The sequence below is a fragment of the Okeania sp. KiyG1 genome (genome assembly GCF_014132355.1).
In the GTDB taxonomy this organism is placed as follows: Bacteria; Cyanobacteriota; Cyanobacteriia; order Cyanobacteriales; family Microcoleaceae; genus Okeania.
Genome location: NZ_BLZO01000149.1, coordinates 39,364 through 63,326 on the forward strand (window position 1 = coordinate 39,364; position 23,963 = coordinate 63,326).

The following is a 23,963-nucleotide window of genomic DNA, read 5'->3' on the forward strand; positions in this document are numbered from 1 at the left end:
AATGAAAAGAGAATTAGTGAGTGGAAGTGCGTTCGCGTAGGGGAACGGAGTTCTATCGCGCAAACGTAACGTACTTCTATAAACTTTGGATATATTTTATTTGGCATTGCTGAATTAAGGCATGAAAGTAGGTTTATAGGGAATAAGGAACAGGGAACACTTAACTGGGAACAGGGAACAGTTAATACTAACAAGTAGTTCAAACCATCCAAAAGACAAAATTAAAAATACAAAATTATCAAATCATACCCAGAATCAGCAATGCCTTTTATTTTTACCCAGGCAAAGATACCAAATGGCTTCTACAGCGAAGGCAGCATTCAGAGCTTGGCGTTAGCCAATACCATTCGCACCTACAGATGGTGGTTTCAAAGTCAATTTGCGTAAGTCCTGTTAGTATTACTACAACTTCCAAATTAAAATCCGACCTCCTTCACCGCCACTAACTAGAGTGTGACCGTCTGGAGTAAATTGCACTGGATGGTAACCACAAAGACTATCTAATAATTTTCCAGTGTGCAAATTCCACAATTTCACTGTACCATCTAGACTTCCACTAGCAAGAATTTGACTATCGGGACTAATAGCAACAGACAAAACTGCACGAGAATGACCTTTGAATATATTCAGTAACTCACCTGTGCGAACATCCCAGAGTTTTATAGTTCGATCTGCACCACCACTAGCGATCGCTTGAGCATCTGAAGTAAAAGCAACTGAATATACTCCTCCAGAATGTCCCCTTAAAGTTTTCAGACTGACACAGGTTCCTGCTTGCCAAATTTTGATGGAACTGTCAGCACTACTACTAGCAAAAATGTGATTTTGAGGAGAATTTTTTGCCGTACCAGTATTATTAACTTTGGCATAAGTAACACAGAAAACTTTATCTAAATGTTCATGTAATCTACAAAGTAATTCTCCATTACGTTGATTCCAAAGTTTAATTGTATGGTCAGCACTGCCACTTATTACAGTTTCATTATCAGGACTAATAGCTACTGACAAAATAGCACCACCCCCATGACTATAAGGAGAACCTAAATGGCTATAAAATCTGTCGGCAATTGTTTTTTTCTGTAAGTTCCAAGCTAATATTGTTCTATCGTCTCCACCACTGAAAATTCTTCTACCATCAGCGGTAATAGCTATTGTATATACTTCGGCAGTGTGACCTAAAAATTTATGCAAAAGTTGTCCTGTTTTGAGATTCCATAGTCTAATTATTTTGTCATCGCTGCCAGTTATTAAAGTAAAACCGTGGGGACTGATAGCTATGGTGTTTATAGTAAGGTTATGTTCTTGGATAATTTGTACACTTTTCCATAACTGAGAGAGTTTTAAATAGTTTCTTATTTTTGTTTTTGTTGAAGATAAATTTGCTTTTTTCTTTTCAAATTCTATGACGTTATTCAGTGGTTTTGATTGATAGTTAAGATGTGGTTCTTCTGATAATTTTTGAGTGCTTTGATAGTGGCTATTGATGTTGTTATGAAATATTTTTCCCAGCTTATATTCATTTGATTCTGCTACATTTTGTCGATTTTTCCATGCTTCTACTTCTGCTTGTACAATGATACTAATATGAGGCACTTTATCGGGGACTTCTTGAGTAGTTTGTATTTCTGCTAAAGATTTTTTTTCTACTTGATAAATCTGAGTTTTTTGGTGAATATTAGGAGTTGATGTCTGGGAGATTTCTGTTAGTAATTCTGTAGCTGATTGATATCTTTCTTTTACTAGGTCTTTGACTAATTTATCTAAGACTTTTTCTAGGCGATCGCTAATTTCTCTTCCTTGTTGAACTAGATGCGATCGCCAGATTAATTCTCCACTAAATGGCTCAAATAGTTGGTTAGGTGCTGTTTGAGTTAGCAAGTGAATACAGGTCATACCTAAACTGTAGAGGTCACTAGCTGGATATGCTTTACCTCCGCGTATTTGTTCTATTGGAGCATATCCTAATGTACCTGTCATAGTACCAATTTCAGTGGCAAAATCCTGACTATTTTGTTTGGCAACGCCAAAATCTATTAAGACTAATTGATGTTTTCTTTTTTCTGGTGATTTTGAAGTATTAAATCGTAATATGTTTTCTGGTTTTATGTCTCTATGAATTACTTTTTCTTCGTGAATATTTTTTAATAATGGCAATAGTTCTAATAAGATTTCCCAGATTTTATTCTCGCTAAATACACCTTGTTCTTCTAATTCTTGGAGAAGAGTTTTTCCGGGGATAAATTGTTCTACCAAATAAAGATTTTCTTGTTCTTGAAAGTAAGCATATAAAGTGGGAATTTGAGGATTATCTCCCAACTTTAATAGTTGCTCTGCTTCTCTTTTAAATAATTCTGATGCTTTCTCAGTAGAGATTAAGTTGTGATTTTGTGGAAAAAATTGTTTGACTACGCAAGGTGTATTAAATCTATCTAAATCCACTGCTAAAAAAGTTCTGCCAAAGCTGCCATTGCCAATAGGTTTAATTACTTGATAATGTCCTCGCAGTAACAATTTTGAACCGCAAGTTTGGCAAAATTCTACATCCTTGGGATTTTGAGGTTGTTGACAATGTAAGTTGAGGCAATAGCTCATAGAAAAAAATTAGTAAATTTAATACTTAATAGGAATTTGTACATAAGCATTTAGCGGTCAGCGGTCAGCTATCAGCTATCAGTTTTATTATCTTTAGTGGACAATTTAAGCTCGTTGTTCTTGTGCTTCAATTCTTTGTTCAAAATGTAGTAGAAGTTAAGCAAATACTTGGTTAATTCATTAAAAAGCTGTTTGCGTAGCATTCTACAGGAAGAGCTAACTGCTAATAGCTGTTTGTGCAGCATTCCGCAGGAAATGCTTACATTTGTACTGCTTCTTCCTTAGATTTGTTATATATTATTTTTTTAAATATTTTATAAAAATCTCATAGATACTATGGTATACATAATTTACTCAAATTATCATAATAACCAGTAAATTAAATAAAATTTTAATGATTATTAGTTAAGTTAGTATTGACTGTAACAAAATAGGTATGGTATAAGATTTGTTAAGAGTTAAACAGAGTTTGATTATGGAAAATAGTGGTTGGCTTGATTTACTGAGTGGTGGTTTAGCAGTAGTAATTTTAATTGGGGGATTAATATTATTATTTAAAGGTATTTCTTCAATGCCAAAATAAAAAGTTGAGACGAAGGAGTCAGGAGTCAGGAGTCAGGAGGGAAGAAAGAAGAACATAAGGAGAAAGTTTTTTTATGACTAATTATCCGAAATGGAAGAGTCAGGAGTCAGGAGTCAGGAGGGAAGAAAGAAGAATAAACAACAGGAGAAGGAGAAAGTGACGTTGGTGAATTAAGCTATGATTGTGCTTTAATGGCAATTGTCTAACTATTAATTGAAAAGCATTTTATATTGAGCTAAATTTAGGTTTGATCCCTTGATTAATCAACAACAATAAAGTTTTTTTCTCACTAATTATCCGAACATGATATAAAACCTTAGACGGAGGAGTCAGGAGTCAGGAGGAAAGCAAAGAAGAACAGAAGGAGAAAGTTTTTTTATGACTAATTATCCGGACATGATATAAAACCTGGGAAAGCTTTTCTGAACTTTTCACCTGGTTTTTATAGCAGTTTAGGACTTATGCTGATGATGAACCGAATAAGAGGAAATGTTTTTCCCACTGTTCCCTGTTCCCTGCTATAAAATAGAAAAAACTTAACTAAATCCAAAAACAATGAGTGGGCAAACTCCCGACGGTTTTTATGAATTAACCTCTGAGTCTGACAACTTTCAGCTAACTCCAGGATTACTTGTCAATTTGCCTGGTGGTCTACTTGGTTTAAGTGGCAATGACTCAATTATTGGAGCTATAGATGCAGAAATTATTAATGGCAATCAAGGCAATGATACAATCAATGGAAATCAAGGAAACGATACGATATTTGGTGGCAAAAATTTAGATTTAATTTTCGGTGGTGATAATGATGATTTCCTGAGTGGAAATTTAGGAAATGATGAGATTCATGGCGATGCGGGAAACGATATATTAAGAGGAGGAAAAGAAAGTGATTTTCTGATTGGTGGTACGGGAAATGATACTTTGTATGGAGATTTAGGAATAGATACTTTGACTGGAGGAACAGGTGTAGATATTTTTGTACTTTCAGAAGAAGCAGATGTAATTACAGATTTTGAAGTAGGCGATCGCTTTGGTTTAACTTCGGGTTTAACAGTTAATGATTTGACAATAGAAACTGCTATGACTGGAGGTAATGATACTTCGATAAAAATTAGGCAGTCGGGAAACATCATAGGTAGAGTTTTAGGTATTTTACCTGCAGAATTAGACAGTAATAGCTTTTTTTCTATCGATATAGAATCCAATGACAACCGCAACAGCAGTTTTCTAGAAACTCAAACATTATTATCAGAAAATATCCGTATTTCTCTAGACTCATTACCTATACCTTTTGCTACTGATAGTGCTTCTAATCCTGCCAATATTATTCCTGTTCCCGATAATCCAGTTTTGCAAGTTCCCGATGGATTTACTGTTAATGTTTTTGCCGAAAATTTAGAAAGACCTCGTTGGTTAGAAGTTACTCCTACAGGAGATGTATTAGTAACAGAAACACCACTCAATCAAATACGTTTATTACGCGATACAGACGGTGATGGTACTGTCGATTTTTCTCAAGTTTTTGCCGATGCAGAAAATGGATTAAATCAACCTTTTGGCATGGCTTTTACCGAAGATTACTTCTATGTAGGAAATACAGATTCAGTAGTACGATATCCCTACAATATTGGGGATTTAGAAATTAATGGTACTGGTGAAAAAATAGCAGACTTACCAACAGGAGGTCATTGGACTCGAAACTTAGCAATTTCTCCCAATAATCAACTTTTTGTTTCTATTGGTTCTCTCTCCAATGTATCTGTAGAACCATTACCCAGAGCATCAGTTCAAGTAATGAATTTAGATGGTTCTAATCAACAAACTTTTGCTTTTGGTTTAAGAAATCCTGTGGGTTTAGATTTTCATCCAATTACAAATCAACTTTTTACCACTGTCAATGAACGGGATGGGTTAGGAGATGATTTAGTTCCTGATTATTTAACCGGATTAGAATCAGGAGAATTTTATGGTTGGCCTTATGCTTATTTCTCACCTAATTTAGAAGACCCGAGAAGAGCAGGAGAAAATCCGAATTTAGTAGCTGAAACTCAAACACCTGATGTATTATTTCAAGCTCATTCTGCTCCTTTAGGACTTCAATTTTATGATGGTAAAACTTTCCCAGAAGAATATCAAAATGGAGCATTTGTGGCATTTAGAGGTAGTTGGAATCGTCAGGAACCCACAGGTTATAAATTAGTTTTTGTACCCTTTGATGGAAATGGTAATTCCACTGGAGAATATCGAGACTTTTTGACAGGTTTTCTGGATATTTCAGAGGAAACTACCTGGGGTCGTCCGACTGGTTTAGAGGTTTTGCCGGACGGGAGTTTGTTGTTTACTGAAGAGATGAATAATCGAATTTATAGGATTCAATATAATGAGTAATATTAATTTGATAAATATTTGCTACAAATGACTAGGTTATGTCTTAGGAGTAAACCCACCCCTAACCCCTCCCAGGAGAGGAAGTCAGGAGTCAAAATGAATAGCTTTGATATCATTTCTTAGCTCATAATTTATCTTTTTAGTCCAAGGGATATCTCCTATAAAGTATTTTAATTTCCCCTATTACTCGTAACATTCTTTTTTTAAATTGATATTAGGACATATCAAAAGCTTGAAACTCAGACAACGCAATATTCTTCCTTCTTCCTTCCTCCTTCCTCTCAAAGTTATTATTTGTAAAATTTAATATGATTAATACTCCCATCTTCCTTCAAAGATTTAATAATAACTTTGACAGTTTGATTATCAGGAATCAAATCGAATTTTTTTGCTTCTTTTTCTTTATAGGGAATACCTTCTATTTCATAAGTAACAAAGTTACCCTGAGATTTTTTAATTACCAGAGCATCCAAAATATCTGCCACTTGAAATTGATAAGTTTTTTGAAAATACTCGTAATATTTCATTAATCGAGATACCCAACCTAAAATCGTCAACATTACTGGAGGTTTGTTTTCATATTTTTTGAGATATTTTTTGCAGGATCTTTTAATTTTTTCATAATATTTATGAGTTTGGTCGCTATGTCCTATCTCGTTTCCATAATTTTCTAAAGTTTCTAAATATTCAAAAAAATCAGAACCTATATTATCTCTATGGATAAAAATATGAAGATAAGAAATAACTTTATTTAATTCATTTACATCAGTTTTGTCTCTAGTTAAGTTGTTGGCGATCGCATGAGCAACATTCCATTGTTCGTCTGTTAATTTTTCAGTTTGAGAATCATTAATAAACATTAGTAATTTCCCTCCGGTGGTTCGCGGTCAGTTGGATAACGTAGCACTTCAGCTACTCCTTCTAATAAAGTTTGAGCGATAATTTTGTTATTGCTTTCGTGGGCAAATTGAATTTTTTCTTCTATAAATTGCTGTAATTCGTCTCCAGTAAAATTATTAGTTTCTGGAGGTTTATAAGTAGAATAGCGATTTTTCACATCTTGATTATTTTGCAGCACATTAGCTTCACTCACTTCTATTTTCATTGTGCCAAAACCGACTGGTTTACCTGCACCAACTTTTAGAGTAAATGGATAATTAGGGTCTAACCCAAGAACAATAAATAGAGTCCCTAATTCTTCTGGTTTGAAATTTTTAAACTGTAATTTAGTGGTAAAAATATATTGATTTCCAGCTTTCTCTACAGGGATACCTTTGTTCTTACCCTTATCAACTTCCCCGTTAGTATTGTAATAAAATTTTCGACCTTTAACTTTGCCTTGTTCATTAAAATAGGTAGGATTTTTTTCTTTTTCGTCATTAATTTCCAGTCTAGGAGCATATAAAGAAGGCATAAATCCTACAGAACTAACTTTTTTACATTTAGCATCTGTAAATTCAATCAAACCTTGCCAATTCATAGCACCAAATATACGACTAGCAGGACAAAGCTTCTTGAGAGAACATAAACTATCTCTATGAGTAAGTGGCAAAAATTTTTGAGGTATTTTACTATCATATTTTTTGGTAATAACTCCTAAAGTGCTATTAGTAATTGCCTCATAAACAGAACGAATACAACCTTTCAGAGAACTACCCTGAATTATCAAATTATTATCAATTCCCTGAGTCATAGTTTTAATCAAAGGAATCGAATTTTTTCCCACATCACTACCTAAAACAACTATACCTGTAGAAATGTGTAAAGCTGTCTGTACTGTCAGATTTAAAAATAAAGTTCCATGCAAATAATCTGGTTTAAATTTATCGTGTCCGGCAGGATGTTCTAAGTGCGGTATCCTGCCAGAAAAGGGGATTAATTTATAGGGTTTAGGAACAGAAATTTCTCTAGATAAATTATTAGGCATTTTTGTTATTTACTTTCAATTGTTAAAGCAACAAAATGTACTGTGGCAGTTTGAGCATCTATAAAATAACGTTGGGCTATATCTATATTATAGTTATCACGTTCAACTTTAAATTTTCTAGGAAAACGAGTTTCTATATCTTTATTTTTATCTTTATTTTTTTCCAATAAGTAACAGCACTTATTGTTTTAGTTTCCCAAGTTTTTCGGCTTTGCTGAATCAAGGCATGAAAATAAAAACTGAATAATCTCAAGTATTTGTCATTCAATAGTTGAGCAATTGTCAACAAATACAAATTATGGCAAAAATCAGGACCTACAGGTTGAAAATCAGGTATAAAGTCAGCTTCACTCAAAACTAAAACTTGATAACCTTTATGATTTTTTTTCCAGCGTAATTCTAATTTTTCGTTAAACATTTGTCCTTCTGAGCTAGGAAATTCTGATGGTAAATTTTTGACAATACCGCTGACTTTGTGAGGCCAGCGCAAGAAATAATAACTATTTGCATTCTCATGAGAAATTTTAGTTAATAATTCCTCTAATTCATCCACAGAATTTAGTTGTCTAGTTCCCACAAAACTCATGCTGCTTTTCCTCCTTCTAAAAGGTTGCTCCAAGATTTAACAGCTCTCATAAATAAATCGTGAATTACCTCTCCTTGCCAAGTTAATTCAACTCCAAATCCTAAGTCCATTGGTTTAGCACCGACAGGAGTTTCTGTACGATCTGGTTGAGGAAAACCATAATCATTTGGTTCATCTTCTGAGAAAAATTCTCCTGCTCCTAATAAAGAAGTATGAGACCATGATTTTTGACTTTTCCCAATAGTAAAAATTTGGTTTTCTTCTACTTTACAACCAGGATATTTTACAACGGCGGAATTATATTTAACTCCAACAGTTCCTAACCCACGAGATTTAGCAAAACCTATGCCAAACCAACCTTCATTTAGGTCTCTCAATACTAAACCAATTAAACCTAATTGAGCTAATGTAAAATTTTTCAAATGAATTTTGGTCTTAAATTCTCCAGAAGTACAAACTTGATAATTAAACAAAGCACCAGGTTTTGCAGAACCAAATACTCTATCAATTGCCACGCCATTTCTTTCCTCTATTTTTAATTGGTTAATTTCGGTAGGATAAGCATCTTCTATTCTGACACGACTAGCAATAAAGGTACTACCAAACATCTGGTCTGTAAAAGATGATTGCCGATAAATTTGATCCGTACTAGATAAGCTTTTTAAGTAGTCATATTGGCGTTCATTTAAAGGATTACTTGCCCAAAGAATGTCAGGATTATTTTTATCTCTATTTTCCCTGCCAACTGTTCTAACAATTCTTTCAGAATGGGCGCGAATAGCACCTTTTAAACTACTTCCTGGTAAATAGAGCGATCGCTTCCCTTGATAGTAAGTTTCAACAAATTCCATATCAGGTTTTGTGGGGTCAGCACCTTGTCTACCAGACTTAATTAAAATTGGTCCGTCGGGAATTAAATTAATATCAATGGTGCAATGATTAACAAATTTTTTGTGCATAATTATTATTTTTAATTTTGAGTACAGACACGGATTTTGCCACGGATATACGGATTATTTAAAATCAGAAATATGGGAGTGTTCACCATGTTAAATTTTACCAATAATCAAGTTGACTTAAAACTTACTTATATTTTTGTAGGTTTGGTTGAGGAAGGAAACCCAACAGATATAGACACGGATTTTGCCACGGATATACGGATGATTTAAAATCAGAAATATGGGAGTGTTCACCATATTAAATTTTACCAATAATCAAGTTTACTTAAAACTTACTTATATTTTTGTAGGTTGGGTTGAGTAAGGAAACCCAACAGATATAGACACGGATTTTGCCACGGATATACGGATTATTTAAAATCAGAAATATGGGAGTGTTCACCATATTAAATTTTACCAATAATCAAGTTTACTTAAAACTTACTTATATTTTTGTAGGTTGGGTTGAGTAAGGAAACCCAACAGATATAGACACGGATTTTGCCACGGATATACGGATTATTTAAAATCAGAAATATGGGAGTGTTCACCATATTAAATTTTACCAATAATCAAGTTTACTTAAAACTTACTTATATTTTTGTAGGTTTGGTTGAGGAAGGAAACCCAACAGATATAGACACGGATTTTGCCACGGATATACGGATGATTTAAAATCAGAAATATGGGAGTGTTCACCATATTAAATTTTACCAATAATCAAGTTGACTTAAAACTTACTTATATTTTTGTAGGTTTGGTTGAGGAAGGAAACCCAACAGATATAGACACGGATTTTGCCACGGATATACGGATGATTTAAAATCAGAAATATGGGAGTGTTCACCATGTTAAATTTTACCAATAATCAAGTTGACTTAAAACTTACTTATATTTTTGTAGGTTTGGTTGAGGAAGGAAACCCAACAGATATAGACACGGATTTTGCCACGGATATACGGATGATTTAAAATCAGAAATATGGGAGTGTTCACCATGTTAAATTTTACCAATAATCAAGTTGACTTAAAACTTACTTATATTTTTGTAGGTTTGGTTGAGGAAGGAAACCCAACAGATATAGACACGGATTTTGCCACGGATATACGGATGATTTAAAATCAGAAATATGGGAGTGTTCACCATGTTAAATTTTACCAATAATCAAGTTTACTTAAAACTTACTTATATTTTTGTAGGTTTGGTTGAGTAAGGAAACCCAACAGATATAGACACGGATTTTGCCACGGATATACGGATTATTTAAAATCAGAAATATGGGAGTATTCACCATGTTAAATTTTACCAAGAATAAAGTCTACTAAGGTGAAATTTTGCCTCAAGAATAAAATCAGCTTATGTTTACTTTTCCCCAACTCCCCAACTCCCCTGCTCAATATATTTGTTGGGTTGCGCTATCGCTTAACCCAACCTACTTTTTCTCTACTTCAGCAGTGGGAATAATTTTTTGTTCAAGATGATTAATTAATGCTTGTACCCAATTATCTTTCAGTTCTTTTCCATCAACAAAAGAAATATTTTCACCACCAACTAATTCTTTCAAATACTTAATTAATTTCTGGGGGTCAGTTTTGTTCGGGTCTTGTTTATCACTCATGTCAAACCACTTCATATTTTCAATTTCCAGCTTCACGACACCTAAACCACGCGATCGCCCACCCCCTAGTGGTATTTGTTCGGTCTCAAACTGATGCAAACCGACTATCAATAAACCTAACTCCCACTCTTCAGCATTTTCGACAACTGCTTTAAATAAAAAAGGTGTTCCTCCGGGAACCACTTGAAAGTCATAGAGTTTTCCATCTGCTGCAGTTTCGGTGTCTCGGTCGATCGCTACTCCGTCTCTTTCTTGATATTGACCGAACCAGTAGTCGGGTAATACGGTTAGGTCGCGTACCTGAAATTTACTGGCAACCCAGGGGGGAACCGAAAAGGTGGGAAATGAGGTCTGTTTTTTTCAAAATTTCTGCTGTTAGTTCCACATCTTTGTTGTACTCTTTTTTCTGTTGAGCAATTTTAGTGTGTTTTTCTTTTAGTTCTTTCATTTGCTCTGCTGTGATAGACCATTCCTCATTGACTGCGGGGTTGGCAACTAAACGGGGGGTTGCTTCCCAGAATACCTCTGAGGAAACTTTCGAGACGGGAGCGCAATGCACCTTTGAAACTGGAACCAGGAATTAGAGGTTGTCCGAGTACGTCTTTGACAACAGGTAAGTCTGAACCGATGGGTTCGGTGGAACGTGCTGCACCTATGCGTAATGCAGTGACAGTTTTAAGTGTTCCTTCTATTTCTAAGCGATTTTTAAATGTGTCAAACATAGTTATTTTTTCTTCTTTAATTCTTTTCCTTGTACATGAGGGTGATCGCCATAATATCGCAAACTTAATTTGCCATTTTCCATCTTTTTACAACTAACTCGTAAAGACATATTTATATAAAAATGGTAGATATCTTTATCTTTTATTCCTTTGTAGGGACTATATTTTAAATCATTATCACGCAAGACACTTGTATCACCATTAGACTCTTTTAACCTATATGAAACTTCAGCTAACTTTTTATGTAACTGAACTTTTTCTGTCTTATCTGTAATGTTTTCATAATCATCACAAAAACTATCTTGATAATGTAACCAAGGAAAATCTAACAATCTTTCAGAAGAAAATAACTCTTCCTTACATTGCTGATAAACTAACTGCCCCCAAGCTGATAAAGTCATTTCTTTTTCAGTAACATCAACCCACTCTTTAGGAACTTTTTGAGCTTCTTTCCAAGAATTTGATACTTGTCCATGAGCCATCATTGCTAAAGGTACTTTATAGTCTTTACTCCCTTCTGGTAATTTAATTTCAATAGGAAGTTTTGGTATTCTAATTAATTGATTTGATCCTTCAAATATGTAGATTATTTCATCTGCATAAAACATCCCTATAGTATTCATATATCCCTGAATAGCTTTAAATCCACCTACCAAATTAAATACTATTTTGGCTGGGGAATCATTTTTTAGTTTATGTTCATTTTCACGCTCCTCTATCCAACGTATTATTTTCGCAATACCTTGAGAAAATACATAGGTATTTTTTGTGGAAAAATTAGAACCTGATTCAGGAAAAATATGTGTCTTAGTAATTCCTTGTTTAACTAAAAAATCTCTGACTATTTTAGCAGTTTTCCTTCCTTGGTATGTATTAGTAGCAATTAACCAGTGAATATCCTCTTTTCCTTCTTCCAAGTTTCTGTCATATAACTCATAAATACCATTTAATTCTGCACTAGCTTCTTGAATTTCCAGAATATTACCTCCAGTGAGTATTTTTTTAGCCCTCCTTTCCATTTTAAAAATTATATCTTGAACATCTTCTCCTATTTCATTTTCTGTAGAGTTGGCAGTATCTCGCAACCGAGAACTCAATTTTTTTTCACTGTTTTTAATTTGATTAGTTAATAAACTTGTACCAACTGTTGAAATTACTAATCTAGCCATAGTTTTTGATTACCTCCTATTAAATCTATTTAAAGCTGGTTTAATTTTTATATCTGTTTTTTTATTATTGACCTTTCTTTCTCCAAATAATTCTGTTTCTTGATCTTGACCAAACCAGTATTTGAGCAATACGGTCAAGTCACGCATCTAAAATTTACTGGCAACCCAGAAAGTTTTCCTTCAATTTATAAGCGATTTCTAAATGTGTCAAAATCGAATAATTAGGGTTTGCTGATTAAATCTAAAAGCATTTACAAATAAAGGTTTTAGCCTTTTTAGGTCTGTAATACCTTTGTTTTCAGCTCTTCATGCTCAAAAAGGAGCGCATTTTTGCTGCTGAGTTGGGCCAAAAAATTCTCCCGTACGGACGCCCTTATGCAGCGTCCCTACCCTACTCCCCTACTCCCCCGCTCCCCTACTCCTGAAGAAAGACTTTTGAGCGCAAACCCTAATTAGGGGTTATCGTTGACATAACTATGTTCTCCATAGTGACGAAGTTGTAAAGTATTACCTGAGACTAAACAACTAACACAACGATCATTTGAGAGGTCAAAATGATCTAAATCTTTGTGCTTATCAACATAACTGCGAAGCTGAAAAATATCATCCTGTTCTACAGCACTAATACCATCTTTATTTACGTTTAGAAGACAAGCTAACCTAGCTAGATTTTCTTGCAAGATAATTTTTTCATCTTTTGGTTTACCTTTATAGTCATCTAGAAAACTTTGTTTGTATTCAATTTTAGGAAATTTTAGTGGTTTATTTTGTATTTGTGATAGAAGTTCCTCTTCATATTTTTGATAAATTAACTGCCCCCAAATTGATAAAGTCATTTCTTCGTCAACAACAAAAACCCAATCTTTAGGAACTTTTTGAGCTTCTTCCCAAGAAGTTGATACTTCTCCATGAGCCATCATTACTAAGGGAACTTTATAAAGTTCAACCTCATCTAATTTAAGATCAATAGGAATTCTTGGAATCTTAATTAATTTATCTGACCCTTCAAAAATATAAATTATTTCATCTGCATAAAACATTCCTATAGTGTTCATATATCCCTGCACAGCTTTAAATCCACCCACCAGATTAAAAACTATTTTTGCTTGGGATTGATATCTGAATTTATGTTTATTTGTACGCTCTTTTATCCAGGGTATTATTCTCGCAATACCTTGAGAAAACACATCAGTATTTTTTGTGGAAAACTTAGAACCTGATTCAGGAAAAATCTGTGTATTAGTAATTCCTTTTTCAATTAAAAAGTCTTTTACTATTTCAGCAGTCTTCCTCCCTTGAACAGTATCAGTAGCAATTAACCAGTGAATATCTTCTTTTCCTGCTTCTAAGTTTCTGTCATATAACTCATAAATACCATTTAATTCTGCACTAGCTTCTTGAATTTCCAGAGTATTACCTCCAGTGAGTATTTTTTTAGCCCTCCTTTCCATTTTAAAAATTATATCTTGAACATCTTCTCCTATTTCATTTTCTGTAGAGTTGGCAGTATCTCGCAACCGAGAACTCAATTTTTTTCACTGTTTTTAATTTGATTAGTTAATAAACTTGTACCAACTGTTGAAATTACTAATCTAGCCATAGTTTTTGATTACCTCCTATTAAATCTATTTAAAGCTGGTTTAATTTTTATATCTGTTTTTTATTATTGACCTTTCTTTCTCCAAATAATGCTGTTTCTTGATCTTGACCAAACCAGTATTTGAGCAATAAGGTCAAGTCACGCATCTAAAATTTACTGGCAACCCAGAGGGTATTATTCTCGCAATACCTTGAGAAAATACATCAGTATGTTTTGTGGAAAACTTAGAACCTGATTCAGGAAAAATCTGTGTATTAGTAATTCCTTTTTCAATTAAAAAGTCTTTTACTATTTCAGCAGTCTTCCTCCCTTGAGCAGTATCAGTAGCAATTAACCAGTGAATATCTTCTTTTCCTGCTTCTAAGTTTCTGTCATATAACTCATAAATACCATTTAATTCTGCACTAGCTTCTTTAATTTCCAGAGTATTACCTCCAGTGAGTATTTTTTTAGCCCTCCTTTCCATTTTAAAAATTATATCTTGAACATCTTCTCCTATTTCATTTTCTGTAGAGTTGGCAGTATCTCGCAACCGAGAACTCAATTTTTTTTCACTGTTTTTAATTTGATTAGTTAATAAACTTGTACCAACTGTTGAAATTACTAATCTAGCCATAATTTTTTCTTACCTCCTATTAGATTTATTTAGAATTGGTCTATCTGTTTTATCTGTTCTATCTGTTTTTTTATTATTGACTTTTCTTTCTCCTGATAATGCTGTATGCTCTCTCGCCAAATACCCAAGATAAAGTTGGGTAAGTCTCAGATGAATTTTCTTTTTTAATTCCGGCAATTGCTGATTTAATTCCTTTAATTTTTGATTTTTTCTTCTTTATTGAGCCTACTATCCAAGCTAATTGTTTGATAAATTGATTTTTCCAAATCCTTAGTAATATTTTCAGCATCATCTTGTAATTCCTGAATATGTTCTACAACTTCTTGTGCAAAAATCTTGCCATTTTTCTCCTTTTTTGTTTTCCAAATTTCACTAGAACCACTACGTCCAACCTGATATCGAATATAGTTTTTAATTACTTCTATAGATGTACCTGGTTCAGTTGCAGCCGCCAACACATTTCTAAATGGAGATTTAGAATCATCTTTAACAAAAATATCATTGAATATTTTGTTTATTTTATTAGGAATGATCGAATCATCCATACGTTTACCAATTTCTAATTCAATCCTCAAATCTAGTTTTGCTTGAAGCATATTATCCATTTTTAGACTGCCTCCTCTCGAAAGACTAAGTGAAATTCATCGCAAATTCTAACTTGGCCAAATCCTTCATAAGTACGCTCTCCTACTCCCATAATTTCTAATTTTTCTAAGGCTTTTATCCAAGTTTCTTTTTCTGTTGTACTGAATAAATAAACTCCTCCTTTATTAGTTATTAATTCCACATCTTTCATTAAACCCCAGGCAGAATTCCAACCTGATAAATAATCGTAGGAACTATAGGCGACATGAAGTTCTAAAGATGAATCTTCTACTTCTGAAAATTCCTGTAACATTTCTGGAGAAATAACTGTAGTTCTTTGCCAATTTTCTGTCAGTATAGCATCTGATTGTAAGTCTAGGGTAAAGTAAGTTCTGTTTTCTGGTAATTTTTGTAGTTTGTTATTAAATACTTTCCATTGTTCCCATCTATTTTTTAGTTTATTGCTAAAAGTTGTGATTCGTTCCTCTAGATTTAGTTCGATATCCACAGCTTTAGCAGTAATTTCTACTTTACCTAATCCTCTAGATTTAGAATTTCCTAAACGAAAGATATTTTTCTTTCTTGAATAAAATTTTGGAGTGAGTCTGCCAATTCATTATCAGAAACTAATATTGAGCCACAAAAAACTACAGATTTTTCAGTTTTTCTATGATTTATTGGAGATTCATTTATTACCTCTATACTATATAATACCTCCTCCTCTGAAGTAGCTCTTCTACGATTAATACCAGTCCTAGTTAATAGACGTTTCTTAGTTTTATGAAGAAAATATTCCTCTTCATCTTCTGGTTTACTGTAAAACTCACTATATGGTTCTACTCTGCCTCCATCTTCTGGACAATTTGGGTCGTAAAGACAACCATTATTTTCGGCACAAAAGCGGTCGATTAAAGTGTCAAATACACCATTTTTTTCTTCCGACTTAAAACCAGAGTTTGTCTTAGAACTAAGTGAAGTTGCAGGTAAAACTAAAACTTCATTAAAATCCCCATCATCATCATATAAGCTGTTTAAATAAGCATTTTGAAATATTGCTGGATTTTCACTCAAAAATAATCTCTGAAAATCACCCCCACTTTCTGATAAATCTTCAGATTCATTACCTGATTCTTGAAGTATTCTCGCTGCCACTGCTCCTCTAATTACTGAACCAGGAATATAGTCCATTGTTTCATTAATTGAACTGCCTGGTTTCTGACGACTAATTGCTAGAGGAGATAAAGCCTTAATCTCTAATTCTATTTTTTCATTTTACCGAATAATTTAAGGTCTAAAGCCTTTCTGTTTAAGGACAAAAAAGCAAAAATTACTTTTGTTAATCCTCTTTTTCAATAAAGGTAATTAATTACATACGACCGAATCTGCTGTAATTATTAATTATTAATTGTTAATTATTAATTATTAATTATTAACCTCCTCTTTTACTAGAAATTGCCAGACCTTTTCATCTACTGAAATTTCTGGAAGTTCCCATTTTAACCACCCCAACCCAACAGATTTACTGCCACCCAGAGCATTTATTTGTTGTAAACCTGCCCAGATTAATGCTTGGGCATAATCTACATAATTAGGATTAATATTTCCTTGAATTAAAATCTCTCCTGTAAATCTTAATTGAGCATTAACCGGAGAAGTTTCGAGGAAATAAAGTTTGTTTTCTTCTGCCGTTCCCCGTCGGCGATTAATTGTGACTCCCGGACGTAATATCTCTGGTAAATTTTCTGGATTTTCTTCACAAATTAAGTCGTTAAAGATTACTCGGGAGGCTAAAGAAGAATTACCAAATATTTGACATATTAAACAGTGAAATGTATTTTCACCACTAATTTTGTCGCGAAATTTATATTCATTAATCCAAAAGTTTTCTGTTAAAAGTGATTTTTAGGACACATAGTTTCGGGGTTGGGAGATTCACAAATTGCCCAGTTAAGTCCTCTGGCGATTTTTTCACATTCATGGCGCAAACGACCTTTGATTTGAGAACCTGGAATTAATAAATTTCCTTCGGCATTCCTAATAATTGGTTTGTCTGCTAATGAACCGGAAGAACCTCCCGAACCTACACATAATGCCGTATCTATAATGGCAGTAATTGAATAAGTTTCTACAGAGTTTGTTAACTGCTGAAGAGAAATCATTGCTTAACCTCCTGTTTGGTTTGTAGTAGATAAATTAGAATAAAATGGTGCGTTACGACGGATTTATAAATATCTTTCATGGCTCTTAAATTTTCGGTATCTAATGGTAAGCATTCAGCTATTAGCTGTCAGCTGTCAGCTCTCATGAGGGGGTTTCAATGAATATAGACTGTTTTAGCCGACTTTGGTAGTAACCATAAATTCTGCCTCAATTACTAAAGCTTTTATCTAAAACTAAAAGCAATAGCTGAACGCTGTTTGCGTAGCATCCCGCAGGGAAGTGCTGATAGCTGAATGCTTACATCTAATGTACCCTACTCTTACCGAATAATTAATAATTAATAATTAAATAATTCGCGCCTTGAAGCCTCCCTTTACCAATGGATAATTGACAATTGATAATTGATAATTAAAGAGTTAGAGAGGCGCGAGAATTCTTTCATTATCCATTATCCACTATCCATTATCCATTAATACTATTTCCTTATATTCAATTCCGTAACAGTTAAAACCCTAGTTCAACAATTAATAATGAATAATGAATAATGAATAATTAACAATTACCTCTCCTTGAAAAGAAGAGGATTGACTGAAAGGAAAATTTTTATTTATTATCCCCTTAAAAGGGAGGCTTTAAACCACAAATTTTCGGTAATTATCAATTATCAATTATCCATTATCAATTAATGAATAGACTGTTCTGATGTTTGTTCTTTTGATGTTTTGTCTTCTATCTCAATAAAATCATAAATATCTACTATTTCTCGCCAAATTGTTTCATAAAGCATTTCCTCTTGGTCGTACATCCAAGGTGCTACATTCCCCTTATTTGTTTTAGCCTCGCACCAGGGTTCTTCAAATTCATTTTTTAAGATTTCTTGCTTATCTTTTGATTCAAGACGGGCACGAAAATAACGATAATTGAGAATAGCTGTATTTTTACCTTTTTCCAAGAAACTTCGAGTTTGATAAATTTGTGATTTGGGAAATTTTGACTCTTTTAATGCTTTGACTGATTCGATTAAACCTCCTATTTCATGTAATGTATAAGGAGCTGCATATAATTTTAGTGTAGCTCCTCTTTCCTTGGTTAATGCTTCTTTCCTAAATCCTTCAATATTGGAGGAAATCATTGTCACTGACTTCAAGCTTAAAAAGTCTATTGTGCCTCCTAAATATCCTTTCTCTTTTAATTTTTTTGCTCGTTTTTTTGCAGATTTTAACAGTTGATTTGTTAAGCTTTCTGCATAATAAACAGGTGTGTCTTCCGCTGTGATTAAAACTCCGGTTGACATACTTAGAGAAGATTTATTTTGATTAGGTGTTTGTTTTAAATAACGATGTACTTTTTCTGGTTCATAAGTTGATTTTTCTGTTTCTGCTTCTGGTTTATAACCTGTTTTCTCGGCTAATATTTCTTCAAATTTTTCGCCGATAGTTTTGGCAATTTCTAAAGCTTTATTAGCAGGCACAATTAACATCACATCATCGCCACCAATTGCTAAAATTTCAAAAGGATGAATCCATTTGTCATTACGATTTTCATTATCGGGGTCAGTGAGATTTTTTAACTCGTGTGGATGTAGATGTTCTGCTAGGGCAAAATAAACCGATCTTTCCGTCGCTTCAAAAATATCTTTGCTAAATTTTTTATACTTTTCCGGTGTTTTAATTTTCTGAATATATCCTCCCATGTTATTACCATCAGCATAGATATAAGCAATAAAACCATTATAGACATTTCCTAATTCTCTGAGACTTCGTGCTGCTTCTAATTTTTCCCATGAATGAGATTCTGGATTATATTTTTTGGCTAGTTCTAGTCTTTTTGCCTCATCTGCTTCTTTTAAGAACTTTTCAAATTTAGTTCCCCAACTTTCAATATTATCTTTGTCTGGCTGCCAATCAAAACCTCCTTTTTTATACCATTTTTTAGCATCATCATCTTCTCTTTTAGTTATTTGTCCTACTAAATGTTTCCTGGCTAAAACTTCTGAATAATATGGATTATTAGGTAAGTCAGTTTGCATTGCTGCTATCCGCCGATCGCCTTCGTCTCTCCGCAAATATGGATGGGTTTCAAACATTGGTGGATATTTGCGACTGGGACGATTTTCATGCAAATTATTATTAAAATCATTGCCATTCCGACGCTGATTAAATAGTGCTGCTAGTTTGGTTGTTAGTTCGTTGAAACTTTTACGATTTTGGAAATTTTCTCTGAGTTCTTTTTCCTCTGTTTTTTCGTTGGATAATCCAAAATAACTTTGCACCAAACTATTAGTATGATTCTCCCGATACCAATCTAACCAAGGTGTATTTTCGATATTTTCTCGGAGTAAGCCAAATCGTATTTCCAAAAGTCGAAATGTACAACCCACCGCACAGGAATTTGCTGTTAAAGTTTCTTCCGTATAGCGTTTTTCGATGGAATTTGCTAAGTCATCTACAAAAGCTACCGGACAAAATGCCAGAATATTTCCCCCTGTGGAATAGACTCTTAATTCTGGAATAAGTGCTTGGGAAAGTTGAGGAAAATTTCTCTTTTCATCTAGCCAATTTCTACTTCTGGTATCCCGTTCAAAAAAATCTGGCAAATCTTCTAAATTTATCTTATCTAAAATTGCCGATGCTCCGCGAATATCTGTTAGTTTAGCTGCCTCAAAAACGTATTGTTTGATTTTTGTTGCTCCGCCATAAACTAAACCTATGGGTGTTTTTTCATCCCAAAGTTCTGGATATTCTTCCTGCAAATCTTGGATTTTTTCCGGAAAATAATCTCCAATTTCTTGCAGTTTTTGGACTTTATTTATTATCGGTATAAGCTCTGAAGGCACTTCACTTTCATCTTGGCGAATTTTTTGTAAAATTGATATGTCAAATTGAGGTTCTTTTTTATCTCCCCAAGCAAGACACCAAGCTATTCCTTTGTATATTTTTCTAACATAATTTTTCTAATTTGTAGGTTGGGTTAAGCGAGTGCAACCCAACAAATTATTTTGCCAGACTACCTGTTTGTAGGTTGAATTGAGGAACAAAACCCAACAAATTATTTGTCCTCATGCACCAATAAATATTATATGAAGTACAAGACAAAAAAATGTGCTACTTGTTAATCTCCCCATCCTTCAATCTTCCTATCAATTTTTGGTAGCAAACATTAACGTATTTCACCTTGACAAGGGGAGAAACCAGAAGTCCCCCTTTTTAAGGGGGATGCGCGGGGGATCGTTGGTTTACCTCATAGCATTTCTCAGTAAGCGTGAGGTACACTGCTTGAGATCCCCCCTAACCCCCCTTGACAAGGGGGGAAACCAAAAGTCCCCCTTTTTAAGGAGGATTTAGGGGGATCGTTGGTGTATCTAACCAGAGTCATTTCAGTTATCAGTTATCAGTACCTCAATTTCGCGATCGCCAAAATTCTCCTTTTACTACAAAAGCTACAAGTTTGTCTTAACTATTGATAGTTTAACACTATGTAGAAAACGCCTATTCTACATAGTCCTACTGGCCACAATTTACAAATAGCAAAATTTGTCGGGTGCTTATTTACTGCTAAAATTTAGACGGTGAATTTTCAAAGGATGATTGATAATGGTAATCCATCTATAAATAAGGTTTTAAATCAAGGTTATTTTTAAATATTGCTCTTAGTATACGATTTCGTAATAATACACCCCTTGTTCAGCATTTCCAAAAATCCTTATGGTTGGGCGTTAGGTCGAACAAAACTAGAGAGAGTTAAGCAGAAGTTATATTAGATCAATATTTTTCTGTTTATTTAGTATTGTTATTTGTAAAATTTATAGTTAAGCTATAAGACAACAACCTTGAATTTTGATACTGCTATGTTGAACTAAGTCAAAACTGTCTGTCAATTAACTGATGCTTTGAAAATTTTTCAAACCACTTGAATAGAAATTTGAGATAAATAAATCTGAAACCCTCTTAAAAGCGTTGTTAAATTTTAGTTTTCCGAGAGTAGTATTTCTATCTCTGAGTGTTGTCGATCAAAGTGGCGAATATTGGTCTAAATATATCAAATTAGCAAATCATTAAGCATTCTCTATGAAAATCAATCAACCGTCATCTCTTCCCTGGTATCGCTGGCTAAATAGTAGTGGAGTTATTCGACTCTTAGAAATCGTACAAGATTTCATTGTCATTTGCTTGTGCATTGGACTGTTCAGCTTTATGATCCTTGAATTATGGCAGATGGTACTATCACTAATTCCTCCTTTAGATTTTCAATCTGTTACTTCAGATATTTTGTTTCTGTTAATTCTGGTTGAATTATTTCGTCTGTTAATTATCTATTTGCAAGAGCGCCGAGTTTCTATTGGAGTTGCTGTTGAAGTATCAATTGTTTCTGTTCTCAGAGAAATTATTGTGCGTGGCGTTTTAGAAACGCCATGGGTTCAGATTTTAGTTGCTTGTGTTTTGCTATTGGTTTTAGGAGGGTTGCTTGTCATCAGAGTTTGGTTGCCTCCTACTTTTGATAGAATCGATCCAGAACAATTTGTATCAAAGCGTCATGCAGCAAAAGTCACTACCCCATCTGAATCCCAAATGAGTTCTATAGAAGACGAGTATTTAGCCTCTGACCAATCAGCAGTGCATCATTAAAGGGCAACTTTCCATGAATAATGCTCGCCTTCTTAATACTAATAAGTCTGTCTTGAGTGCGTCCTTATTTCGAGGAGACCCCAGAATTACGCACTCACTTTTTTTCGCTTCAGCTCATCTTTTTCATTCCTCGCGAGAGGGTGCGGGTGCTGACTAGGGTAGGCCACAGTCAAACCATTATATAGTGTCTTTGCGTAAGTCTATTCCTTGTGCGCTACTGTACTTTCTGCTCCCTATTACCCCAGAATACTGAATATTTGCCAATCTGACTACTAACATTTTAACTAAAAGGATAGTAATAGTTGCAAGAATTTGACCAACCTATTTCCCAAAAGCTTCTAGATATTGCTAATAAAAAAGAAGTAATTTATTTACCTGGAGGGGTCAGTTTTCTCCAGAATTAATTGAAACTATTCTTAGAGCTTATTGCCCAATAAATTCAGTTGTTCTCGATCCTTTTGCTGGTAGTGGAACTATTTTATTAGAAGCTGGGTATTTATCTATAGAAGCTTATGGATGTGATATTAATCCTGTTGCTTGGATGTTTGGGAAAATATATGAGTTGATTAATCAGCCTCATAAAAAAGAAATTTTAAGTCAGGTAAGAGAAATTTTAGACAAAGAGTTTCCCATCAGAATATTACTCGACTATGAAAAAGAAGTTGAATATTTAGAAGAAAAATCTCAAAAGTCAGGAGTAAACTGGATGAAAATGCCAAGGTAATATTTGATGTATTGATAATTCTAATTGATGGAGCAAAATTTAACATTACTAATGAGTTGATTCAAAGCAAATTTTATGAATTAGTAAAACTGATTGAAAATTTACCTAACTCAAACAAAAAGATAACAGCTTATTTATCTGACGCAAGATTACTCCCTATTTCAGATAATCAAATAGACTTTGTTGTTACTTCGCCACCTTATATTAATGTCTTTAATTATCATCAAAACTATAGAAAATATGCTGAATTTTTAGGGTGGAATTTGCTCAAAATAGCAAAATCAGAGATTGGTTCTAACAGGGCAAATAGAGGAAATCGTTTTTATACTGTAGTTCAGTATTGTCTAGATATAGCAGATACTTTAAAATAGCTTTCAAGAGTATGTAAAAAAGATGCACGTATTGTTCTTGTTGTCGGGCATGAATCAAATGTACTTGGAGTTCCTTTTGATAATGCTAATATTATTGAGAAGATTGCTATTGAGTCTGGTTTATATAGGAAAGTTTTAAGGCAAAAGCGCACATTTAAAAATAAGTTTGGGAAAATTATTAGGGAAGATTTGATTAACTTCTACAATTTAAAACCAGAATTAACAATAGAATTTATAGATACTGTAGCGAGAGAAGTTGCAATGAATGCTTTAAAAAATGGTATATCTGTAGTCTCAAGTCAAAATTATAAGTTGTTAGAAAATGCTATCCGAAAAGTTCCATATCTAGAGAGAACACCAAAATTAAATCGTTATCCAAGTATTGAAAAGTATCAAACAATTAACAATTAATTCTTTTTAAACTTAGAAAACAGTAAATTATCGCCAAATAAAATTATGCCTGAACTGCCCCAACCACATTATTCAAAGTTAATAGCTTGCCTAAATAATCCTCGCTTACCTGATGCTGACCGAGATGGATTAGAGGAAGCTGTCAGGAAATATTATCAGTGGATAAATGAATTAAAATTAGTCGAGGGTGGCAAAACTGATACTGTGGAAAAGTTAGTGGCAGCTACAAATAAATACAAGCGTTTTATTGAACTAGATTTAATATTTGATAGCTCAGAAAATTTTCTTTACAGACAGAAAGGGCAATTAAAATTAGACAATACAATTTTGGAATAATTTTTACCTCAA

28 protein-coding genes and 2 pseudogenes are annotated in these 23,963 nt (G+C 33.6%); 13 read left to right on the top strand and 17 right to left on the bottom strand.

The genetic code is table 11. The features are described from left to right. Positions 1-402: 402 nt before the first annotated feature. Complete coding sequence (locus SAGCYANO_RS34435; RefSeq protein ID WP_202224163.1) at positions 403-2,592, bottom strand: serine/threonine-protein kinase; 2,190 nt, start codon at positions 2,590-2,592, stop codon at positions 403-405. 448 nt (positions 2,593-3,040) lie between these two features. On the opposite strand from SAGCYANO_RS34435, the gene SAGCYANO_RS48415 reads away from it, so the two are divergent. Together SAGCYANO_RS48415 and SAGCYANO_RS49665 are read left to right on the top strand one after the other, a co-directional pair. Further along, positions 3,041-3,175, top strand: coding sequence for a hypothetical protein (locus SAGCYANO_RS48415; protein WP_255502823.1), 135 nt, complete (start codon positions 3,041-3,043; stop codon positions 3,173-3,175). Positions 3,176-3,730: 555 nt separating this feature from the next. Next, positions 3,731-5,563 carry a PQQ-dependent sugar dehydrogenase gene (locus SAGCYANO_RS49665; RefSeq protein WP_202224164.1) on the top strand — a complete coding sequence of 611 codons (1,833 nt, stop codon included), beginning with the start codon at positions 3,731-3,733 and terminating at the stop codon, positions 5,561-5,563. Between the two features lie 290 nt (positions 5,564-5,853). Here the strand turns inward: SAGCYANO_RS49665 and SAGCYANO_RS34445 are convergent, their stop codons facing one another. From SAGCYANO_RS34445 to SAGCYANO_RS34460, 4 genes are all read right to left on the bottom strand, one after another. Further along, positions 5,854-6,423 carry a hypothetical protein gene (locus SAGCYANO_RS34445; RefSeq protein WP_202224165.1) on the bottom strand — a complete coding sequence of 190 codons (570 nt, stop codon included), beginning with the start codon at positions 6,421-6,423 and terminating at the stop codon, positions 5,854-5,856. Then, a complete protein-coding gene (locus SAGCYANO_RS34450; protein ID WP_202224166.1) occupies positions 6,423-7,490 on the bottom strand; it encodes an RAMP superfamily CRISPR-associated protein in 1,068 nt (355 codons plus the stop codon). The genes SAGCYANO_RS34445 and SAGCYANO_RS34450 overlap by 1 nt, the downstream gene beginning before the upstream one ends. A gap of 133 nt (positions 7,491-7,623) precedes the next feature. Further along, complete coding sequence (locus SAGCYANO_RS34455; protein WP_202224167.1) at positions 7,624-8,076, bottom strand: hypothetical protein; 453 nt, start codon at positions 8,074-8,076, stop codon at positions 7,624-7,626. Then, positions 8,073-9,035, bottom strand: coding sequence for an RAMP superfamily CRISPR-associated protein (locus tag SAGCYANO_RS34460; protein ID WP_202224168.1), 963 nt, complete (start codon positions 9,033-9,035; stop codon positions 8,073-8,075). The genes SAGCYANO_RS34455 and SAGCYANO_RS34460 overlap by 4 nt, the downstream gene beginning before the upstream one ends. Before the next feature lie 87 nt (positions 9,036-9,122). On the opposite strand from SAGCYANO_RS34460, the gene SAGCYANO_RS48420 reads away from it, so the two are divergent. The 5 genes from SAGCYANO_RS48420 (at position 9,123) to SAGCYANO_RS48440 (ending at position 10,133) form a co-directional block, all read left to right on the top strand. Then, positions 9,123-9,245: a hypothetical protein gene (locus tag SAGCYANO_RS48420; RefSeq protein ID WP_255502824.1), complete on the top strand. Its 123-nt coding sequence runs from the start codon at positions 9,123-9,125 to the stop codon at positions 9,243-9,245. Between the two features lie 312 nt (positions 9,246-9,557). Next, on the top strand, positions 9,558-9,689 hold the full coding sequence (locus SAGCYANO_RS48425; protein WP_255502825.1) for a hypothetical protein: 132 nt from the start codon (positions 9,558-9,560) through the stop codon (positions 9,687-9,689). A 16-nt stretch (positions 9,690-9,705) separates the two neighbouring features. Then, positions 9,706-9,837, top strand: coding sequence for a hypothetical protein (locus SAGCYANO_RS48430; RefSeq protein ID WP_255502826.1), 132 nt, complete (start codon positions 9,706-9,708; stop codon positions 9,835-9,837). A 25-nt stretch (positions 9,838-9,862) separates the two neighbouring features. Continuing rightward, positions 9,863-9,985 carry a hypothetical protein gene (locus SAGCYANO_RS48435; protein WP_255502824.1) on the top strand — a complete coding sequence of 41 codons (123 nt, stop codon included), beginning with the start codon at positions 9,863-9,865 and terminating at the stop codon, positions 9,983-9,985. A 25-nt stretch (positions 9,986-10,010) separates the two neighbouring features. Further along, on the top strand, positions 10,011-10,133 hold the full coding sequence (locus SAGCYANO_RS48440; protein ID WP_255502824.1) for a hypothetical protein: 123 nt from the start codon (positions 10,011-10,013) through the stop codon (positions 10,131-10,133). A 313-nt stretch (positions 10,134-10,446) separates the two neighbouring features. Here SAGCYANO_RS48440 and csx7 read toward each other — a convergent pair. The 12 genes and pseudogenes from csx7 to cas10 all read right to left on the bottom strand — a co-directional run. Next, positions 10,447-10,896: pseudogene (gene csx7 / locus SAGCYANO_RS46300) on the bottom strand (CRISPR-associated RAMP protein Csx7); the annotation flags it as partial. 43 nt (positions 10,897-10,939) lie between these two features. Beyond that, positions 10,940-11,080 carry a hypothetical protein gene (locus tag SAGCYANO_RS46305; protein WP_237396973.1) on the bottom strand — a complete coding sequence of 47 codons (141 nt, stop codon included), beginning with the start codon at positions 11,078-11,080 and terminating at the stop codon, positions 10,940-10,942. 25 nt (positions 11,081-11,105) lie between these two features. Beyond that, the gene (locus tag SAGCYANO_RS46310; protein ID WP_237396974.1) at positions 11,106-11,354 is read right to left on the bottom strand and encodes an RAMP superfamily CRISPR-associated protein; all 249 of its coding nucleotides are present in this window, start codon (positions 11,352-11,354) and stop codon (positions 11,106-11,108) included. Between the two features lie 2 nt (positions 11,355-11,356). Beyond that, the gene (locus SAGCYANO_RS34480; RefSeq protein WP_202224171.1) at positions 11,357-12,523 is read right to left on the bottom strand and encodes a putative CRISPR-associated protein; all 1,167 of its coding nucleotides are present in this window, start codon (positions 12,521-12,523) and stop codon (positions 11,357-11,359) included. A 452-nt stretch (positions 12,524-12,975) separates the two neighbouring features. After that, entirely contained in the window at positions 12,976-14,052 is a 1,077-nt protein-coding gene (locus SAGCYANO_RS34485) for a putative CRISPR-associated protein (RefSeq protein WP_202224172.1), read from the bottom strand. A 204-nt stretch (positions 14,053-14,256) separates the two neighbouring features. Further along, positions 14,257-14,739 carry a hypothetical protein gene (locus SAGCYANO_RS34490; RefSeq protein WP_202224173.1) on the bottom strand — a complete coding sequence of 161 codons (483 nt, stop codon included), beginning with the start codon at positions 14,737-14,739 and terminating at the stop codon, positions 14,257-14,259. Positions 14,740-14,933: 194 nt separating this feature from the next. Next, on the bottom strand, positions 14,934-15,344 hold the full coding sequence (locus SAGCYANO_RS34495) for a hypothetical protein (RefSeq protein WP_202224174.1): 411 nt from the start codon (positions 15,342-15,344) through the stop codon (positions 14,934-14,936). A 2-nt stretch (positions 15,345-15,346) separates the two neighbouring features. Further along, a complete protein-coding gene (gene csx10 / locus SAGCYANO_RS46315) occupies positions 15,347-15,937 on the bottom strand; it encodes a CRISPR-associated RAMP protein Csx10 (RefSeq protein WP_307786252.1) in 591 nt (196 codons plus the stop codon). Beyond that, positions 15,883-16,587, bottom strand: a complete 705-nt coding sequence (gene csx10 / locus SAGCYANO_RS46320) for a CRISPR-associated RAMP protein Csx10 (protein ID WP_307786253.1) — start codon at positions 16,585-16,587, stop codon at positions 15,883-15,885. Before csx10 (SAGCYANO_RS46320) ends, csx10 (SAGCYANO_RS46315) begins: the two co-directional genes overlap by 55 nt. Before the next feature lie 159 nt (positions 16,588-16,746). Next, positions 16,747-17,199: an RAMP superfamily CRISPR-associated protein gene (locus SAGCYANO_RS46325; protein WP_307786254.1), complete on the bottom strand. Its 453-nt coding sequence runs from the start codon at positions 17,197-17,199 to the stop codon at positions 16,747-16,749. Between the two features lie 14 nt (positions 17,200-17,213). Continuing rightward, a complete protein-coding gene (locus SAGCYANO_RS46330; RefSeq protein WP_237396975.1) occupies positions 17,214-17,483 on the bottom strand; it encodes an RAMP superfamily CRISPR-associated protein in 270 nt (89 codons plus the stop codon). 683 nt (positions 17,484-18,166) lie between these two features. After that, entirely contained in the window at positions 18,167-20,320 is a 2,154-nt protein-coding gene (gene cas10 / locus SAGCYANO_RS34510) for a type III-B CRISPR-associated protein Cas10/Cmr2 (RefSeq protein ID WP_237396976.1), read from the bottom strand. Between the two features lie 1,231 nt (positions 20,321-21,551). Here cas10 and SAGCYANO_RS34515 point away from each other — a divergent pair. From SAGCYANO_RS34515 to SAGCYANO_RS34525, 6 genes and pseudogenes are all read left to right on the top strand, one after another. Further along, entirely contained in the window at positions 21,552-22,109 is a 558-nt protein-coding gene (locus SAGCYANO_RS34515) for a phosphate-starvation-inducible PsiE family protein (protein ID WP_202224175.1), read from the top strand. 433 nt (positions 22,110-22,542) lie between these two features. Beyond that, a pseudogene (locus SAGCYANO_RS46335) lies at positions 22,543-22,590 on the top strand (hypothetical protein); the annotation flags it as partial. An 81-nt stretch (positions 22,591-22,671) separates the two neighbouring features. Next, positions 22,672-22,833, top strand: coding sequence for a hypothetical protein (locus SAGCYANO_RS46340; RefSeq protein WP_237396977.1), 162 nt, complete (start codon positions 22,672-22,674; stop codon positions 22,831-22,833). Between the two features lie 11 nt (positions 22,834-22,844). Beyond that, positions 22,845-23,204, top strand: a complete 360-nt coding sequence (locus SAGCYANO_RS46345) for a hypothetical protein (RefSeq protein WP_237396978.1) — start codon at positions 22,845-22,847, stop codon at positions 23,202-23,204. A gap of 189 nt (positions 23,205-23,393) precedes the next feature. After that, on the top strand, positions 23,394-23,615 hold the full coding sequence (locus tag SAGCYANO_RS46350; RefSeq protein WP_237396979.1) for a hypothetical protein: 222 nt from the start codon (positions 23,394-23,396) through the stop codon (positions 23,613-23,615). 45 nt (positions 23,616-23,660) lie between these two features. Continuing rightward, positions 23,661-23,951 (top strand): hypothetical protein, encoded by a 291-nt coding sequence (locus SAGCYANO_RS34525; RefSeq protein WP_202224176.1) that lies wholly within the window; start codon positions 23,661-23,663, stop codon positions 23,949-23,951. Positions 23,952-23,963: the final 12 nt, after the last annotated feature.

Excerpts from the sequence above, each read along its gene's own strand:
- SAGCYANO_RS34490 (WP_202224173.1), bottom strand. The coding sequence starts at position 14,739 with ATGGCTAGATTAGTAATTTCAACAGTTGGTACAAGTTTATTAACTAAT.
- SAGCYANO_RS46330 (WP_237396975.1), bottom strand. The coding sequence starts at position 17,483 with ATGATTTCTCTTCAGCAGTTAACAAACTCTGTAGAAACTTATTCAATT.
- SAGCYANO_RS46310 (WP_237396974.1), bottom strand. The coding sequence starts at position 11,354 with ATGTTTGACACATTTAAAAATCGCTTAGAAATAGAAGGAACACTTAAA.
- SAGCYANO_RS34445 (WP_202224165.1), bottom strand. The coding sequence starts at position 6,423 with ATGTTTATTAATGATTCTCAAACTGAAAAATTAACAGACGAACAATGG.
- SAGCYANO_RS34525 (WP_202224176.1), top strand. The coding sequence starts at position 23,661 with ATGCCTGAACTGCCCCAACCACATTATTCAAAGTTAATAGCTTGCCTA.
- SAGCYANO_RS34480 (WP_202224171.1), bottom strand. The coding sequence starts at position 12,523 with ATGGCTAGATTAGTAATTTCAACAGTTGGTACAAGTTTATTAACTAAT.
- SAGCYANO_RS34515 (WP_202224175.1), top strand. The coding sequence starts at position 21,552 with ATGAAAATCAATCAACCGTCATCTCTTCCCTGGTATCGCTGGCTAAAT.
- SAGCYANO_RS34495 (WP_202224174.1), bottom strand. The coding sequence starts at position 15,344 with ATGGATAATATGCTTCAAGCAAAACTAGATTTGAGGATTGAATTAGAA.
- SAGCYANO_RS49665 (WP_202224164.1), top strand. The coding sequence starts at position 3,731 with ATGAGTGGGCAAACTCCCGACGGTTTTTATGAATTAACCTCTGAGTCT.
- SAGCYANO_RS34460 (WP_202224168.1), bottom strand. The coding sequence starts at position 9,035 with ATGCACAAAAAATTTGTTAATCATTGCACCATTGATATTAATTTAATT.
- SAGCYANO_RS48435 (WP_255502824.1), top strand. The coding sequence starts at position 9,863 with ATGTTAAATTTTACCAATAATCAAGTTGACTTAAAACTTACTTATATT.
- SAGCYANO_RS34435 (WP_202224163.1), bottom strand. The coding sequence starts at position 2,592 with ATGAGCTATTGCCTCAACTTACATTGTCAACAACCTCAAAATCCCAAG.
- SAGCYANO_RS46305 (WP_237396973.1), bottom strand. The coding sequence starts at position 11,080 with ATGAAAGAACTAAAAGAAAAACACACTAAAATTGCTCAACAGAAAAAA.
- SAGCYANO_RS48420 (WP_255502824.1), top strand. The coding sequence starts at position 9,123 with ATGTTAAATTTTACCAATAATCAAGTTGACTTAAAACTTACTTATATT.
- SAGCYANO_RS34450 (WP_202224166.1), bottom strand. The coding sequence starts at position 7,490 with ATGCCTAATAATTTATCTAGAGAAATTTCTGTTCCTAAACCCTATAAA.
- SAGCYANO_RS34455 (WP_202224167.1), bottom strand. The coding sequence starts at position 8,076 with ATGAGTTTTGTGGGAACTAGACAACTAAATTCTGTGGATGAATTAGAG.
- SAGCYANO_RS48440 (WP_255502824.1), top strand. The coding sequence starts at position 10,011 with ATGTTAAATTTTACCAATAATCAAGTTGACTTAAAACTTACTTATATT.